Origin of the sequence: Psychrobacillus sp. FSL K6-2836, assembly GCF_038003085.1 — a bacterium.
Taxonomy (GTDB): domain Bacteria; phylum Bacillota; class Bacilli; order Bacillales_A; family Planococcaceae; genus Psychrobacillus.
The window spans coordinates 1,960,985-1,976,545 of the sequence record NZ_JBBOOM010000001.1; the positions used below are offsets into that span (position 1 = coordinate 1,960,985).

Annotated in this window: 17 protein-coding genes; 9 read left to right on the plus strand and 8 right to left on the minus strand. The window is 36.9% G+C overall.

Translation table 11 applies throughout. The features are described from left to right. Positions 1 to 4: 4 nt before the first annotated feature. Both MKY37_RS09045 and MKY37_RS09050 read right to left on the minus strand, forming a co-directional pair. On the minus strand, positions 5 to 607 hold the full coding sequence (locus MKY37_RS09045) for a DedA family protein (RefSeq protein ID WP_340776204.1): 603 nt from the start codon (positions 605 to 607) through the stop codon (positions 5 to 7). Further along, positions 607 to 1,695, minus strand: coding sequence for a metallophosphoesterase (locus MKY37_RS09050; RefSeq protein WP_340776205.1), 1,089 nt, complete (start codon positions 1,693 to 1,695; stop codon positions 607 to 609). The genes MKY37_RS09045 and MKY37_RS09050 overlap by 1 nt, the downstream gene beginning before the upstream one ends. 204 nt (positions 1,696 to 1,899) lie before the next feature. On the opposite strand from MKY37_RS09050, the gene MKY37_RS09055 reads away from it, so the two are divergent. From MKY37_RS09055 to MKY37_RS09080, 6 genes are all read left to right on the plus strand, one after another. After that, positions 1,900 to 2,253, plus strand: a complete 354-nt coding sequence (locus MKY37_RS09055) for a lmo0954 family membrane protein (RefSeq protein ID WP_090569920.1) — start codon at positions 1,900 to 1,902, stop codon at positions 2,251 to 2,253. 13 nt (positions 2,254 to 2,266) lie between these two features. Continuing rightward, positions 2,267 to 2,905 carry a PspA/IM30 family protein gene (locus tag MKY37_RS09060; RefSeq protein ID WP_340776220.1) on the plus strand — a complete coding sequence of 213 codons (639 nt, stop codon included), beginning with the start codon at positions 2,267 to 2,269 and terminating at the stop codon, positions 2,903 to 2,905. Between the two features lie 85 nt (positions 2,906 to 2,990). Then, a complete protein-coding gene (gene liaF / locus MKY37_RS09065; RefSeq protein ID WP_340776223.1) occupies positions 2,991 to 3,692 on the plus strand; it encodes a cell wall-active antibiotics response protein LiaF in 702 nt (233 codons plus the stop codon). After that, positions 3,689 to 4,777, plus strand: coding sequence for a sensor histidine kinase (locus MKY37_RS09070; RefSeq protein WP_340776226.1), 1,089 nt, complete (start codon positions 3,689 to 3,691; stop codon positions 4,775 to 4,777). Before liaF ends, MKY37_RS09070 begins: the two co-directional genes overlap by 4 nt. After that, the gene (locus tag MKY37_RS09075) at positions 4,752 to 5,393 is read left to right on the plus strand and encodes a response regulator transcription factor (protein WP_340776229.1); all 642 of its coding nucleotides are present in this window, start codon (positions 4,752 to 4,754) and stop codon (positions 5,391 to 5,393) included. The genes MKY37_RS09070 and MKY37_RS09075 overlap by 26 nt, the downstream gene beginning before the upstream one ends. 216 nt (positions 5,394 to 5,609) lie before the next feature. After that, entirely contained in the window at positions 5,610 to 5,888 is a 279-nt protein-coding gene (locus MKY37_RS09080; protein WP_340776231.1) for a hypothetical protein, read from the plus strand. A gap of 174 nt (positions 5,889 to 6,062) precedes the next feature. Here MKY37_RS09080 and MKY37_RS09085 read toward each other — a convergent pair whose 3' ends face one another. From MKY37_RS09085 to MKY37_RS09095, 3 genes are all read right to left on the minus strand, one after another. Next, positions 6,063 to 6,935 carry an AraC family transcriptional regulator gene (locus tag MKY37_RS09085; RefSeq protein WP_340776235.1) on the minus strand — a complete coding sequence of 291 codons (873 nt, stop codon included), beginning with the start codon at positions 6,933 to 6,935 and terminating at the stop codon, positions 6,063 to 6,065. 372 nt (positions 6,936 to 7,307) lie between these two features. Continuing rightward, positions 7,308 to 8,078: an SDR family NAD(P)-dependent oxidoreductase gene (locus tag MKY37_RS09090; RefSeq protein WP_340776238.1), complete on the minus strand. Its 771-nt coding sequence runs from the start codon at positions 8,076 to 8,078 to the stop codon at positions 7,308 to 7,310. Positions 8,079 to 8,104: 26 nt separating this feature from the next. After that, complete coding sequence (locus tag MKY37_RS09095) at positions 8,105 to 9,139, minus strand: 2,3-butanediol dehydrogenase (RefSeq protein WP_340776240.1); 1,035 nt, start codon at positions 9,137 to 9,139, stop codon at positions 8,105 to 8,107. 121 nt (positions 9,140 to 9,260) lie between these two features. On the opposite strand from MKY37_RS09095, the gene MKY37_RS09100 reads away from it, so the two are divergent. Beyond that, the gene (locus MKY37_RS09100; protein WP_340776244.1) at positions 9,261 to 10,166 is read left to right on the plus strand and encodes a LysR family transcriptional regulator; all 906 of its coding nucleotides are present in this window, start codon (positions 9,261 to 9,263) and stop codon (positions 10,164 to 10,166) included. 255 nt (positions 10,167 to 10,421) lie between these two features. Here MKY37_RS09100 and MKY37_RS09105 read toward each other — a convergent pair whose 3' ends face one another. Together MKY37_RS09105 and MKY37_RS09110 are read right to left on the minus strand one after the other, a co-directional pair. Then, positions 10,422 to 10,940: a DNA topology modulation protein FlaR gene (locus MKY37_RS09105; protein ID WP_340776248.1), complete on the minus strand. Its 519-nt coding sequence runs from the start codon at positions 10,938 to 10,940 to the stop codon at positions 10,422 to 10,424. Positions 10,941 to 10,942: 2 nt separating this feature from the next. Further along, positions 10,943 to 11,407 carry a DinB family protein gene (locus MKY37_RS09110; protein ID WP_340776251.1) on the minus strand — a complete coding sequence of 155 codons (465 nt, stop codon included), beginning with the start codon at positions 11,405 to 11,407 and terminating at the stop codon, positions 10,943 to 10,945. Between the two features lie 819 nt (positions 11,408 to 12,226). Here MKY37_RS09110 and MKY37_RS09115 point away from each other — a divergent pair. Both MKY37_RS09115 and MKY37_RS09120 read left to right on the plus strand, forming a co-directional pair. After that, complete coding sequence (locus MKY37_RS09115; RefSeq protein WP_340776254.1) at positions 12,227 to 12,574, plus strand: hypothetical protein; 348 nt, start codon at positions 12,227 to 12,229, stop codon at positions 12,572 to 12,574. A gap of 83 nt (positions 12,575 to 12,657) precedes the next feature. Continuing rightward, a complete protein-coding gene (locus MKY37_RS09120; RefSeq protein ID WP_340776257.1) occupies positions 12,658 to 12,840 on the plus strand; it encodes a DUF6366 family protein in 183 nt (60 codons plus the stop codon). Positions 12,841 to 12,985: 145 nt separating this feature from the next. On the opposite strand, the gene helD is transcribed toward MKY37_RS09120, so the two are convergent. Then, entirely contained in the window at positions 12,986 to 15,322 is a 2,337-nt protein-coding gene (helD, locus tag MKY37_RS09125; RefSeq protein ID WP_340776259.1) for an RNA polymerase recycling motor HelD, read from the minus strand. Positions 15,323 to 15,561: the final 239 nt, after the last annotated feature.

The window sequence follows — 15,561 nt, forward strand, 5'->3', positions numbered from 1 at the left end:
CTCCTTAGTCACGTTTTTTAAAATACCAAAAAAGAAATGCAATACCACAAATAGCTATAAGTGCGTAAACAATGTTGGAGTATATATCCATATAGCCAACAATTTGATCCCAATTATCCCCTACTGCTGCCCCTACCGAAACTAATACCGTATTCCATATTAATGTTCCAAGCGTGGTAAATAGAAGAAATAACCCAAAATTCATATTCGACATCCCGGCAGGAATCGAAATAAGACTTCTTACAAGTGGTATTAATCTTCCGAAAAATACTGCCCAGACTCCATATTTATCGAACCATGCGTCTGCTTTGTGAATATCCTTAATCGTTAATCGTAAGAACTTGCCGTACTTCCCTATAATTTTCTCCAAACGCTCTACGTCTAACAGTAAACCGATACCATATAAAATAGCAGCCCCAATCACAGAACCTGCTGTAGATGCTATGATAATTCCGAACTTCGTCATACTCGTAATCGTCGTCATATATCCTCCAAGTGTTAAAATCACTTCAGAAGGAATCGGCGGGAAAACATTCTCTGCCAAAATTAATAAAAATACTCCTAGATAACCAAACTGATTCATCCAGTCTGTAATCCATGCTTCCATTATACTTCCCCATCCTCTAACTTAATGTTTACTGACCATAGCTCCGATTGACTACCTAATCGTATAGGAGGTCCCCAAAAACCAAATCCAGAAGATACAATTGCATGCAAACTTCCTTTTTGTCTATACCCATAATCTAATTCAAAAATCTTTCTTGTAAATAAATGATTTGGCCACATTTGTCCAAGATGCGTATGCCCAGACACATGAAAATCTACCTCTTCCTTCTCCGGAATCAATAAATTTGATGGTGTATGATCCATCACAAACCATGGTAAAGCTCTTTCTTCTGGAGCTAACTCGGATAATTGCTTTCTGTTTTTATTCGTCAAGTCTTCACGACCTGTCAAATAGAACGAATCCGCCACTAAAATAGTTTCATCTAATAACATGCGGACATTCGATGCTTCCATCTCTTCTACTAATAGGGGAATCTTTTTTCCATAATACTCATGATTTCCAAGCACCCCATATATACCATACGTAGAATCTAGTTGTTTCATCACTTCGGACATGCCATTTTGAACAAACCAAATAGGATCATCGTCGACTAAATCGCCTGCTAATAATATTAAATCCGGTTTCTCTGCATTTGCTTTTTTCACAAAGCGAGTTAAATGTGCCCTATTGGATAATAAACCAAGATGGAAATCAGATGCAACCACTACTTTAATAGATTCTAGCTTGGAACCCTTTTTCGGCATTACAATAGAAAGCTCTCGAACAACCGGTGTATATGCGTTATACGTACCAAATATTAATATAAAGATAAAAATCCCGAAAACTATCCAACCTATTAGATTTAAATGAGCCGGGAAAATCCATGTAAGAACGGTCGCTATTGGAAAAAGGATAGTCCCATACTGCATTATAATAATCCAGTAGGATCCTATTATACTAAAAAGCCGTAGCTTATGACTGACTCTTCCAATGATAAATCCAAAAGCGATTAGACTCCAAACGATGCCGAATATCCAATTATTTATAGGGAGGTATTGTTCTATCCAAGTGGCGACGCTCCAGCCAAAGTAAAATACAATTGCAGAATATAAGAGGATTGCTACTGCTACTCCAGCGATTCTTTTCATGTGTCATTTCTCCAATGTATGTATTTTTAACTCAACAAAGAATCAGGTACTAAACTGATTCCTAACCACTTTTTCATAAGTATAGCAGAAATTGTCTTAGTACTCCTAAGTCTCTAGACCGATAGGAAAATCGATTCTAAGCCCGTTTGGATTCGTTTCTAGAATTGATAAGCTTGTAATACAAACGAGAGGAGGAACAAATATATGAAAAAATTTGGTTTATTAACACTAGGAATTATCGCAGGGATTGTAGCACTAGCTAACTTAGGTTCACTTTTAGCTCTTGGAGTTTCCGCTGCAGTTGTCTTTGCGGGGGTACATTTTTACTTGAAGAGTGATTCAACCTTCTTGAAAATCTTTTGGGCAAGCGTGGGAATCGTTGGTTTAATCACTGCAGTTGTAAACGTACCTGCATTCTTCGCTATCTTAGCAATTCTAGCAGTTTGGTATGTAGTGAAAAAATGGAACAACGAAACACTAAGCTTTTCATCACCAATCGTTAAAACAGACGACCCATTTGTAAACTTTGAAAAACAATGGAATGAGCTTTCAAAATAAGGAGGAAACTAACATGACATCATTATTAAACAGATTAAAATATTCAATAGAAGCAGACTTACACAAGTTATTTGATAAAAAAGAAGAAAAAAACCCGATTGCAATGCTAAACCAATACATTCGGGAGGCAGAAAAACAAACTGAACAAACTGGTAAATGGTTAGAACGCCAAGGAAACCTAAAACAAGAACTGGAAAAAGAACTAACTGAAACGATGCAAATGGTTGAAAAACGTAAAAATCAAGTAGAGCTAGCAACTGCAAGCGGCGAGGAAGACCTAGCAGCATTTGCTCTAGCGGAAGTAAACGCGTACGAGGAACGTGCTACCGTATTACAAAACAGTATTCACCAAACAACGGAAGAACTTTTCGGATTAGAACGTAAATACGAAGAGATGAAACATAAGATCAAAGACATGAAAGTTCGCCAATTACAATTGATGGGAAAAGAGAATGTAACTCGTGCTCACCATCAAATGGATCGTATTTTACAGCCTGAACAAAAAGAAAAGAATTTCGGCACATTCGAAGACATGGAACAATACATCGAACGTCTTGGAACAAAGATTGAAAAAGAGCATGAAATCACTTCAATGGAACAACGTTTAGAAATGTTAGAAAAAAACGCACAAAAGAAAGAAGAAATTGTGTAAACTAGAATTAGCAGGTATTAAGTAGAGGAGAAGGCACTCGCCTTCTCCTTACTAATCCTTATGCGAAGAAGGAGGAATACTCATTATGAAAGAAAACCAAACAAACAAGCTTGCTTTTATACTCATTTGTTTTGTTTTCCTTATGTTCATAGAGGCTACGATTTTTGGAAACGGCAGTATTGTATTAGTTCTTCTTGGCATCGGGATGATGTATTTTAGCATGCGAAAACGTACCCGATTTTTATTTTGGACCGGATTTACTCTTTTAATCATAGCGGTTTTTTCTATGTGGAGCTTGAGACTTCTACTACTCGCTATTATGGGGTACATCCTGTATAAATTATGGAAAAATGAACCTATTCAAAAAGTAGTTCGCCCATTTGACACCGTATATAAAGAAACTCCGAATAGTATTATTCAAAATAAGTTATTTTCTTCCCAAACGACACCTTTTAATGCATATGAGTGGCAGGATGTCCACGTCCAAAGCTTTTATGGAGAACAAGTAATTGATGTAACACAAACGGTATTGCCAAAGGGGACGTCCTTCGTTTCCATTCGCCAGTCCCTTGGGAAAGTGACCATCTATGTACCATACGAAATTCCGGTAAGACTACATTATGCAACTATTATTGGAGAGGCGAATATATTTGGTCGAGGTGTACAGCGATTATGGAACCAATCTGTCCTAGTGAAAGATGGTTATTTAGAGGACGTCACTTACGCTTCCGAGTTAGTTATTACCGTATCTACATGGATTGGGGATATTGAGGTGATCCGTAAATGAAGATTGTTTTTGGTCAAGGTCTCTCTATTTTCATCATTTTGCTGGCACTGGCAACACTTTTACTTTATGCACTATGGGGATGGCCAAATGAAGATGCTTGGTGGTCCTTACTAGAAATAAAATATGCTGAGGTTCCTTTCGGAGCTTGGATTATTATCATCTTGGCAATTATGAGTTTTAGTTTTTCAATGAACACGCTACAAAAGATTAGAGATCAAGAAAAGAAGATTGATACTAGCCTCCGTCCTCTACTTGAAGCAGAAACATTCGTACCAGCGAAGAAAAAGTATTCCTATTCAAAGCGATTACACGTTACAACAACTCAATTAGAGCAACTTATCATGACACAGCGTAAAACATTACAGCGTATTACGAATGAAAAAGCGGAGGCACAAGATAAGCTTATCCAGGAGCGAATCATACAGGAAAGACAGCGACTAGCTAGAGAGCTACATGATTCCGTATCTCAGCAATTGTTTGCTGCATCTATGCTATTATCCACTATGGTAGAAATTGAAGAAGCACAGCATGAAAAAGCCCCAAAAACATTGCTTCAAACCGAAAAAATTGTACAGCAGGCTCAATTAGAAATGCGCGCATTATTACTGCATCTTCGTCCAGCAGCCCTTCATGATAAAACGCTAAAGGAAGGTTTAGAAGAGTTGCTTATGGAATTACAGGAAAAGGTATTTTTCACGATTCGTTATCGCTTAGAAGATGTTCCTTTGTCTAAAGGTGCCGAAGATCATTTATTCCGAATTGCACAGGAAACGTTATCCAATACACTGCGACACGCAAATGCTACTGAAGTGGATATATTATTCGTGGAACGAGATAATCTTGCTATTTTCCGCGTTCAAGATAACGGCGTTGGATTTGAACAGGTTGACTCTAAAAACGGCTCTTACGGTTTGCAGAGTGTACAGGAACGAGCAGTGGAAATCGGTGCAATATGTAAAATTGTTTCCGTTCCTTCTCAAGGTACAATTGTAGAAGTAAAACTACCGATTGAAAAAAAAGAAATGGAAATAATCCAGTTTGAGAAAGGAGAGCGAGAAAATGATTCGAATATTACTAGCGGATGACCATGAAATGGTGCGTATAGGCGTTTCCGCATACTTGCAGGCGCAGCCAGATATGGAAGTAGTTGCAGAGGCGATTAATGGAAAAGAAGCGGTGAAAATGGCACTTGAGCATAAACCGGATATTATTTTAATGGATATGGTTATGCCCATTATGAATGGTGCAGAGGCTACACGAGAAATTGTCGGGCAATGGCCAGAAGCAAAAGTAATGATTGTCACGAGCTTTATCGATGATGACAAAGTATACCCAGCACTTGAAGCTGGTGCTATCAGTTATTTGTTGAAGACGTCGAAAGCCTCTCATATTGCAGACTCTATCCGCAAAACATTAAATGGAGATGCTGTATTAGAGCCTGAAGTAACCAATAAAATGATGAAGCGTATGCGTCAAGGCTCGGACCACGCTCTCCATGAAGATTTAACGGACCGAGAGCACGAAGTACTATTACTCATGGCAGAAGGCAAAACAAATCAAGACATCGCAAACACTCTCTTTATAGCATTGAAAACAGCTAAAACACATGTCAGCAATATTTTATCGAAGCTAGAGGTAAGTGACCGAACTCAAGCGGTGATATATGCATTTGAACATAAATTAGTTCCCACAAAAAAATAACTTATTCGTTCCCACCATCATATGCTAATAAGAAAAGCGCAAGCGCCTATGTCAGCCCTGAAAAGCGCTGGAAGGATTTTACGTAAAGGCGCGTTTTGCCTTTGCTAAAATCCTGAAGAGACTCGAGGGGCTATGCGCTGGAGCTGGACAGATAATGAGTAAAAAGTATACACTATCTTGTCTAAGAAAAAGATAGCATAAAGGATGTTAGTGCGCATGAACCCACTAGACCCTAACGAGCCAGAGAACGAGCAAACGACTAACCTAGCCGCAAAGGTTGGATTTTTAGGCACTGTTGTTACAACAATAGGATACATTATTGAAGCCATCAGTGAAGGCATCGCCATTTCTGAACTCGCTGAGGAAGAAAAGAATATAGAACAAAAAAAGCAAGCTGATCAGCAACAATTATCAGATATTCAGAGTAAATTGGATTATTTAATTAAGGAAATGAATACGATGAAAAAAAAGGATGACCATTTTAGAAGATGGTGATCCTTTTTTATGTTTGGCTCTGTTAAAGCTGATGGATGAATCTTTTTTGTGTTTTTTACCAAAGCACCCGTTATTTTAAGTGTATACATTTACAATCAGGTCATCTGTAAAGAAAATAGTTAAATATAAAATGAACTACCGAAGCAGCTCAGTGATTTTGATTTAAATTTTAATTTATTTTTTCGATACGGGAATCCAAATTTCGCTTTTTACTGATGGTGAAGTTAAATCTTCACTTTCAATCGACAAGATTTCAGGACCTTCTATTACTTGATAGTTAGAAGATGGAAACCACTCAGAATAAATCCTTCCCCAAGTTTCCTGTAGTGTACTAGGAAAAGGCCCTATTGAATCGAATACAGCCCATGTTAAGGCAGGAACTTCAAGTTTTGAAAAGTTTTCAGGGTATTCTTGTGTTGTGGCCACCCCTATATATTGATCAAGCTCTCCTTTTTCTTCCATGCGTCCTTCAGAAAAGTTTGTAGATGCTTGAACCATTCCTTTGGGTTCAACATTAGAGAGCTTTTTTAATTGATCTATTTTTCCCATCGTCAAAGATTTCCACATCGCTGTAATTTCTGGGTTTTCTCCTCCAAAAATTATTGGGACTCTTTTCATAATACCAACTATGTTAAATGCCTCTTTTTGTTCAATTCGATAATTCATTTCATTTCCTCCTCTAATTGATAATTGAAAGGTCATTAGTGGATAGGCTTTTAATTGTTGTCCATTGTTTCTTGCCTCTGATGGTGTTATACCATGTAAATTCTGAAAAGCTCTAGTAAAAGAGTCCGGTGAACTGTATCCATATTTAATCGCAACATCAATTATTTTTATGTTACTATTATTAAGCTCAAATGCTGCTAAACTAAGTCGTCTGCGCCGAATGTATTCTGATAACGGAATTCCTGCAAGGAAAGAAAACATTCTTTTAAAATGATATTCGGAACATCGAGCTAACCTAGCCACCATTTTGAAGTCTATTTCTTTAGTAAGGTTCTCCTCGATATACTTCATTGAATCATTCATATTTTTCAGCAAATCCATTTTATGACCTCCTTCATCAATAGAATAGCAAGAGTTAAATATATACGTCCGACAATTTGTGCACCATTATGTAGGATTAATTCTTTATTTTCACTATAATGCCCCGTTCACGGAAGTAGTTAACTCCATTACTCAATAAGAAAAAGCTGCCATGGGAAGGCAGCCGATTCTTAAACTAAAGCACTGGCGTTAGTTGAAAAAGAAAAGAGAGGCTTATTCCATATTCTCGCCAGATCTGTGGAAAAAACAACTTAATTAATCAAGATAATTCCTTTATATTATTTGAACAACTTGATTTAATAAGAAGAGGCTGTTCTCAAAAGGTCATTGTTGTCGACACTTTTAAGGCAACCCATTCTCTTTTCAATATTTTTACATGAATTTGCTTAAATCCGGATAACCACTTACAGCCCATGCACCATCAACAATTAGACTTGCACCGTTCACGTAAGAAGCATCATCACTAACTAAAAATAATGCAGGTCCTGCCATTTCATCTGGGTCTCCCGCCCGACGCATAGGTATGCGTTCCATATAAGCTTCATTGATTGCTTCAACATTAGTTAACCCGCTTGTTAAAGGAGTTGCAACCAATCCTGGCAGAATTGCATTCACTCTAATATTATTTTGTGCTAATTCTAATGCAGCATTCTTCGTTAACATTTCAACTCCAGCTTTTGCTGATGAATAAGCTGCTCCGTAAAACATTGGTACATGTGCATTTAAAGAAGCTATATTTACAATTGCTCCTCCACCATGTTCCTTCATATATCTTGCTTCATGTTTTACTGATAAAAATACACCTTTTAAACATAAATCTACAGTGAAATCCCAGTCTTCTTCACTTTGATCTACAATTGCACCAGCTTTTGAAGCACCCGCAACATTGAATGCATAATCAAGGCCACCGAATGTTTCAACAGTTTTATTGACTAAATTTTCGATATCAGCTTCTTTTGTTACATTAGTTACACAACCTATTAAATTTCCTTTATGGGCTTCCTCCATTTCGCTTAATTTTTCTCTATTTAAATCAGCAACAGCTACTTTAATATTAGCTTTTAATAAACGTTGAACAATAGCATAACCAATTCCTGAAGCTCCTCCAGTTACAAGCGCTACTTTACCAGATAAATTTGTCATGTGAATTCCTCCTAAAAATTAATAGTTTATGGTTTTACTAAAATTTTTGATTGGTTTTTATCGTTAATTAATTGGTTAAATCCTTCTTCGACTATTTCTTTTAGATCAATTTTCTTTGTAATAACAGGTTTTACATCCAATCTTCCGGTAGAAATCATATCAATGACTTCAGGAAAAACATGTCTATAAGCAAGTGTTGAAGTTATGTCTGCAGCTTTAAACATTAGCTGACCCATATCAACAGAAACAGGTTTCGCGAATACTGCTATTGCCATTACTTGTCCACCTTGTTTTACAGAAGCAACCGCACTTGTCATTGTAGGCTGTGCACCAGCACATTCAAATGCAACACTAACTCCACCATCTGTCAAATCGTGAATTGTTTCAACAATGTCGTCACGCATACCATTAATAATGGTAGTAGCCCCTAATTCTTTTGCCTTTTCCAGACGTTCTTCTGACAGGTCTATTACAATGATTTTTGTTGCACCAGCTGCTTTAGCAGATAACAAAGTCAATAATCCAATGGGTCCTGCACCAAAAATTGCTATAGAATCACCTGCTTTTAGTTTACTTTCTCTTACTGCATAAAATGAAACAGCCGTTGGTTCAACTAAAGCCCCTTCTTCAAAGGAAACATTTTCTGGCAGTACGTGTACCATATTTTCATTAACAATTACATACTCAGCGAAACCACCGTCACGGTTTAATCCGACAAATCCTACTTTGCTGCATTGGTTATAATAGCCCCTTTTACAAGCATAACAATCACCACAATAGATTAGAGGTTCAATTGCAATTCTCTCCCCAACTTGATGGCTAGTTACATCATCTGCAACCTCCACAATTGTTCCGGAAAATTCATGACCAAGTGTAAGTGGTGGTTTTTTACCACTCAATGAATGCGCTTCCATTGATAAGCCATGTGAATATGCATGAAGATCACTTCCACAGATTCCTGCCCATTCAACTTTTACTTTAACTTGACCTGAAGAAATCACAGGCTCTTCTATCTGTTCTACACGAACATCTTTAATATTATGCCAAACTGCTGCTTGCATGATTACATCCCCTTTTGTTTACGTAATTTTTAAATCTTCAATATTAGTATATCAATTTGATTTGTTTAACAAAAGTTAATATAATTTAATTAAAGTTAACTATTACTTAAGGAATGATTTTATGAACATAGAACAATTAACATATATTGTTGAAGTAGCAAATTCAAATTCTTTAGCAACAGCTGCAAAAACTTTGAATATAAGTCAATCTGCATTGAGCCAAGCTATAACAAAGTTAGAGAGTGAACTAAATTTGAAAATATTTAATCGTAGTAGAACGGGTGCAGTCACTACTAAGGAAGGAGATTATATAGTAGAAAAAGCTAAAAGTGCTTTGAATGCAATTTACCAAATAAAAGAAGAGGCAAAAAATCAACTAAATAATTTAAACGATGTGCTTAGATTATCCACTATTCCAGGATTGGCAGATCCAATAATAGACACTTATTTATCATATAGTAAAAGGGGATCCCATTTAAAAGTTGAGGTAGACGAAAAATCTAGCTTGGAAATAATTGAAGACATAATTAGTAATAAAATTGATATTGGGTTCATTGCGCTCAACAAAACTAACACCAACCTTGTAAATGAGCTTAATTTCACTCCAATTATTGAAGGGAAAATTTTAGTCTATGCTTCAAATGAATCACATATAGCTAAAACCAATGATGTAGTTACTGCTGATTTGTTAAAAAAACAAACATTCGTCTTATATAAGGATGAATATGTACAAGGTTTTATTACTAACTTTCAAAGATTATATGGTCCAATAAATATCTCTTTTAAAACGACAAATCTAGATATGATTACTAAAGCAGTAACAGAACTTGGATTCGTAACTATTGGACACGATGTCTCTACCAAATTCAACCCTAACTATCCTTCTAATAAAATGACTACTTTGAGCATTGTAGATTCTTTTGACACGTCGTTCAGATTTGGTTGGATTAAAAAGAATGAAAATAAACTATCAGAGCAAGCAAAACTTTATGTTAATGAGGTTAACGAAATTTTGACTAAAAAATAACGGTATTACATAAGTCAGATGCTGCTTCATTCATGGATCCCTTGCTTGCTACCTCTAATGCATATTTCTATTGTTGTAAAGTCAATTTGAACATCCTCTCTTTCAAAGTTCCAATCATTCATTTAACAAGAGATTTTACCACTATTCAACTAACCTGCTGCGTTAGGTCAATAACAAACCCAGTATGGTAACAGAGAAAATAAATTAAAAAACAATAAAGAACAAATACCCTTCATATCTTTTTTTAGTTCAATTTTATCGAGTTTCTTCCATTTGAAGTCTCTGCAACCATTCCTCTACTTCTTCATTTGTATAAAGGTAATGCACTTTTGTGCCAAAGACTTCAAATTTTGTTAGGAACAATGGTTTCATTTGTTCTTCGAAGTATGTATTCCACTGAAACATCTTCCGGAATATAGTAAAGGTCGGTTTATAGTTTACCTTTTCTATTTTTAGAAGCTGACGAATGTATCGTCTAATTATGCGCCACGTTCGTTTATGCACAGGGATATCTAAGAAAATAATTTGGTCAGCAACTAGTAATGCCTCGTCTGTCCAATCGATGTGAACACCTTCTATAACCCACTCTTCTAGTTGTACTGCGTCGATAAGTAATTGGTTTCTGACATCAATATCATTTCGAGTGTCACCAGTCGGTTGATGATTCCATACGAAACTATCCGTTTCAAAATGTGGTATGTGGAGGTTGGCTGCAACTTTACGTGCAAGTGTGGTTTTGCCACTTCCCACTGAGCCTACAATGTAAATTTTCACCGTTATTCACTCGTGGCACGGTTCAATGCATGGATAATTCCTGCATGCACACCTTCATGCCAAACCATAAATTGTGCGAGTGCCTCAACTGTATTCATTTCATGTAGATTACCTATTGAAATGGACTCTATTAAAAAATTAGATAGATTGTTGGCTAGCACTGCTTTTATTCGCTCTGTTTGTTCCTTTAAAGCACTGACTAATTCAACTGAAGTTGGCGGCTCTACGTCCCAATCACTTGGTTTTGTTTCAGGAACAAATAGTGGTACCCATTCCGGATGTACAATTTCATAGGAAGGAATTGCCTTTTGCGACAGTATCTCTGCGTTCACGTACACATGGCCAACATTCCAACGTATTGTGTTATTGAAACCAGGTGGTTGGATATCCCATGCGACATCATTTACCTGTTTAATTCTCCCTAATGTATAAATTCTCGCAAAATTAAATTGATTCAACGTTTCCATTTTTTCATCCCCATTCTTCAATTCAATATGTATCAATAGTAGATTAGCACTTCTCCAAAATATACCATACCATGGGTTACGACGTCTCTATCTATATCGGTGAATATAAACAATTGCCAGATGTCATATATATCGCATATGTATAAGCAAATAGGAGGGTATCAACTTAGAAAGAAGTCGTTGTATGGATGGTTGGTTGGGTAAGAACATGGATTGCTTAGGCTTAGGAAGGAATAGCTTAAGTGCTTAGAGAATACTTAGAAATAAAACTTTTTTAGGAGGTACTTATATAAAACTACTAGGTATTTTATTGTTTATATTCGGTACAATAGGCACAATAATTGAATTAATCCCTTTTGTAATTGATTTTCCGTATACAACTTCAGGTGAATATTCTGGTCCTAAAAACAACTGTTGTAATATATATGCTTATGACAAATGGCCTTTACTAATTTGAATAGGGATAATAATGATATTAATTGATTTTTTATCGCTTAATAATATTCGAAAGAGTTCATCTCAAATTAACGGTTGAAATAGTTGTAAATCAAGGAGTTTCTTAAACAGCTTTTCAAAAAAGACTCATAAAATACTGTAAATAAGGAGTTGGTTAGTTTAAGTAGGAGTTCTGAATGTGCATGGAAAAGTTGACCATTAAATACATGCAGGTGGAGATTATTTTGAATCGGGGTGAATCACATGATTATTAGAAAGATTGTTTCCTCAATATTGGCTTGTGTACTCGTTATGTTCATTTACTTCCTCATAGATCAGAACGGTTTTGTAATCATAATAGGTATGTATCTATTTCCAATTCTATTGATTTATGGAGTACCAGCATCTATTCTCTCTGATTTTGTCACAAAAAAAGTAAGAGCATTTCATAGAGGAAGTTTAGCATTATTAATCCACTTTTTTTTTGCCGCTTTGTTTGTTTTGATCCCAACCCCAACCTTGTTTTCAGAATGGGAAAGGGATTTGTTACTTTCTGACATCAGGAGTTTATTTTATAATTTTTATTTCATTACCGCTATCCTATCCTCAAGTCTGTTCTACTGTATAGATGAGTTTCTTAGGTCTAAAATGGTGAAATATTTGCATCGGGAGATTTTGTTGTCTAAAAGAGCTAAAGAACTATGTGAAAAGATTGGGGATTTGAGAATTTAGTGGAGTTGTATTGTCTTGTTCAACGAAACGGGTAGAAAAAAGAAAGGTCATGCCATTAAAATCACAAAAAATGGAGGCTTTTAATGTCCGAGGAATCCAGAGAAAGATTAAAAACTAAAGAACAACGAAAAAACCCTGGTGGTGCTTTAAATAATGCCTGGGCTCAAGCCCATATAGGAGCACCTAGTAGTGGGTGTTTGGTCAATATTGGTTCAGTTGTAATAGTTGTCGTAATTCTTCTGCTGGTAAGAGCCTGCTCAAATTAATCTTATTGTAATAGGCTGTATTTTTTTATGCAATAAAGCCGAAAAATATGTAAGCAGTGAGTAAAAACTTACATATTTTCGGCTGATTAATATTATTCTTAATGAGATAATTGCATATGAGGCTATCGTTGAAAGTTCAACTATGTCAAGCTTGGATGAAACTTTCATGCAAGACGTTTCCCAATAATGGGGTCGGTTCACCTACACTGTAAAGTTGCAAATAATGCATAGCTCTAGTACAGGAAGTGTAGAATACTCTGCGAAGGCTCTCATCCCCGTATACTTGCTCTGATGCATCATAAATGATGACAGCATCGAATTCGATGCCTTTGGACAAATACGAAGGAATGACAACAACACCTTGTTCATATTCACTCGAGCCGTTCTTCACGAGCTTAATATCATCGATGTTGGACAAGGATTCGTATGCACTTTTACTCTCCTCTGCTGATTTACATATTATTGCAATACTGTTATAACGAAGGCTTCGCAAAGTTGCGACTTTGGATGTGATGCAGCGGTGCAGTTCTGTGTGATTGAGCAATTGCGTCAGCACGGGTTGCTCACCATCGCGATCGAAAGGGATAATCCGTTCGCCGTTTGGTACTAGTTTTCGTGTAAATTCGATAATCGGCTTTGTGGATCGGTAGCTGCGCGTCATGTTAATCACTTCCGTTTCAACCTGCCCGTATAAGCTCATAAGCACGTCAAAATTTTCCTTTTCACTTGCATGGGCGAATATCGCCTGATTAAAGTCACCTAGTACAGTCATTCTAGCCGATGGAAATAAACGCTTTAGAAACTCAAATTGAAACGGCGAATAATCCTGAGCCTCATCAACAAGTATATGCTTTATCGAGCCGTTCGTCTGAAAGCCTTGAATCAGCTCTTTCATAAGTAAGAAAGGAGTAGCATCTTCATAAGACAGCTTGCCTTCATTTAGCATTTCCAGCGTTGCTTGGCAAATCTCCTCCCACTCCGCAGGTGTTTCCCCCTCTATCCACCGTTTGATTTGCAGAGGATCAGCAAAAAGCTGCTCATATATTCCCTTAATGTCGATGAAACCAAATGTTTTGACTCGTTTACGTAACGGCTTCAGTTTCTGCTGAACAAACAATCGGGCAAGCGCTTCATGTTCGACCTCATAATCTGCAATCTCTTCTCTTTTATAACCTTGTTTTTTCGCCAAATAGATCTGGGCCTTATGGTAATCCTCATTGCTAAGTAGCTCAATTTTCTCCTGTACCCACGGCTTAGTCAGTTCAGCCTGTTGGGTCTCGTTTATTTTCTTAATTAGCCAATCCTTTAAATTTTCTAGTCTATTATGGAAGCGGAGTGATGTGTCGTTACTATAAAATCTTTCTGCTATTTGCCCGGCGGTAACAATTGGCTTTCCTCTGAAGATCATGTCCTTGAATAACATTCCAGATAACTCTAACGATTTCCTATATGATTCGATGGCATCGAAAAAAAGAGGCGATGCTTTGAATCGAATGCTCGCAACCCTTGCCCCGTAGGAAGGGGTATTCGAAGCAGTTAAAACATACTCCAATTGCTCGTAGGGATTTTCAACTTGAAACTCTTCACTTAGCCGATGGTCTAAATATTCCTGAAATGTGACCTGCTGCATACTCTCTTCTCCAAGTTCTGGCAGCACATTGGACACATAACTGTTAAACATCGAATTAGGTGAAAATAGAATAATTTGATCAGCATTCATACTACCTCGATATTTGTAGAGTAAAAAAGCAATCCGCTGCAGAGCGGCCGATGTCTTTCCACTTCCAGCGGCACCGTGTACAATGAGCAGTCTGCCACGATCATGACGAATGATTCGGTTTTGCTCCTGTTGAATGGTAGCTACTATATTGTGCATATGTTTGTCTGTACCTTTACCCAGCACCTGTTGTAAAATCTCATCTCCAATAGTGAGACTCGTATCGAACATGGATTGGAGAACACCGCCACGGATAAGATATTGCCCCTTTTTCACTAATATACCTTTAATTTCACCACCAGGTGTCGCATACTTGGCAGGTCCAGTCTGGTATTCATAGTAGACACTTGAGACAGGCGCCCTCCAGTCGTAGATAAGAAATTCTTCGCCACTTGCATCCCTAAGTGTGGAAATTCCAATATAAATTTGTTCCTGAGTAGAATCTCCTTCTTCGATGAAATCGATTCGACCAAAGTAGGGAGTCTCCTGCATACGTCGAAGCTTGGATAATTTCTTAGAAGTATGTCTATCGGTGCTTTGGATAACTGATAGAGCTTGAGTCTCTTGTCTCAAGCCAATGATGGTCTCAAGATAATCATCAAAGGTATCAACATTGACCTTGACTTCATCCCAAAAGTGTTTACGTATCTTAACCAGTTCGTTTCGACTCCGAGAAGTTTCTTCCTCTAATCTCGTGATTTGCTCCGTTATTGTCTCTACTACACTATCCACTCGTTTTTGCTCCTGCAGAAATTCTGACTCCATAGCAACCACTCCTTAAAAAAATTGGAATTGACAAACGAAAAATTATAATGTATAATATAAATTAGGGATATAATACACATTGATATATTTAGCGTATATCTATATAAATTTACCACAAGTTCTCATTTTTTTCAATGTATCGGACAGGATTTTTATGTCTATGGATTCTTAATGTTTTTGTCATAACATATACCAATTGAACGTTAGAAACCCACACCCGATAGATAATAGGGTGTTTT

Excerpts from the sequence above, each read along its gene's own strand:
- MKY37_RS09045 (WP_340776204.1), bottom strand. The coding sequence starts at position 607 with ATGGAAGCATGGATTACAGACTGGATGAATCAGTTTGGTTATCTAGGA.
- MKY37_RS09050 (WP_340776205.1), bottom strand. The coding sequence starts at position 1,695 with ATGAAAAGAATCGCTGGAGTAGCAGTAGCAATCCTCTTATATTCTGCA.
- MKY37_RS09055 (WP_090569920.1), top strand. The coding sequence starts at position 1,900 with ATGAAAAAATTTGGTTTATTAACACTAGGAATTATCGCAGGGATTGTA.
- MKY37_RS09060 (WP_340776220.1), top strand. The coding sequence starts at position 2,267 with ATGACATCATTATTAAACAGATTAAAATATTCAATAGAAGCAGACTTA.
- liaF (WP_340776223.1), top strand. The coding sequence starts at position 2,991 with ATGAAAGAAAACCAAACAAACAAGCTTGCTTTTATACTCATTTGTTTT.
- MKY37_RS09070 (WP_340776226.1), top strand. The coding sequence starts at position 3,689 with ATGAAGATTGTTTTTGGTCAAGGTCTCTCTATTTTCATCATTTTGCTG.
- MKY37_RS09075 (WP_340776229.1), top strand. The coding sequence starts at position 4,752 with ATGATTCGAATATTACTAGCGGATGACCATGAAATGGTGCGTATAGGC.
- MKY37_RS09080 (WP_340776231.1), top strand. The coding sequence starts at position 5,610 with ATGAACCCACTAGACCCTAACGAGCCAGAGAACGAGCAAACGACTAAC.
- MKY37_RS09085 (WP_340776235.1), bottom strand. The coding sequence starts at position 6,935 with ATGGATTTGCTGAAAAATATGAATGATTCAATGAAGTATATCGAGGAG.
- MKY37_RS09090 (WP_340776238.1), bottom strand. The coding sequence starts at position 8,078 with ATGACAAATTTATCTGGTAAAGTAGCGCTTGTAACTGGAGGAGCTTCA.
- MKY37_RS09095 (WP_340776240.1), bottom strand. The coding sequence starts at position 9,139 with ATGCAAGCAGCAGTTTGGCATAATATTAAAGATGTTCGTGTAGAACAG.
- MKY37_RS09100 (WP_340776244.1), top strand. The coding sequence starts at position 9,261 with ATGAACATAGAACAATTAACATATATTGTTGAAGTAGCAAATTCAAAT.
- MKY37_RS09110 (WP_340776251.1), bottom strand. The coding sequence starts at position 11,407 with ATGGAAACGTTGAATCAATTTAATTTTGCGAGAATTTATACATTAGGG.
- MKY37_RS09120 (WP_340776257.1), top strand. The coding sequence starts at position 12,658 with ATGTCCGAGGAATCCAGAGAAAGATTAAAAACTAAAGAACAACGAAAA.
- helD (WP_340776259.1), bottom strand. The coding sequence starts at position 15,322 with ATGGAGTCAGAATTTCTGCAGGAGCAAAAACGAGTGGATAGTGTAGTA.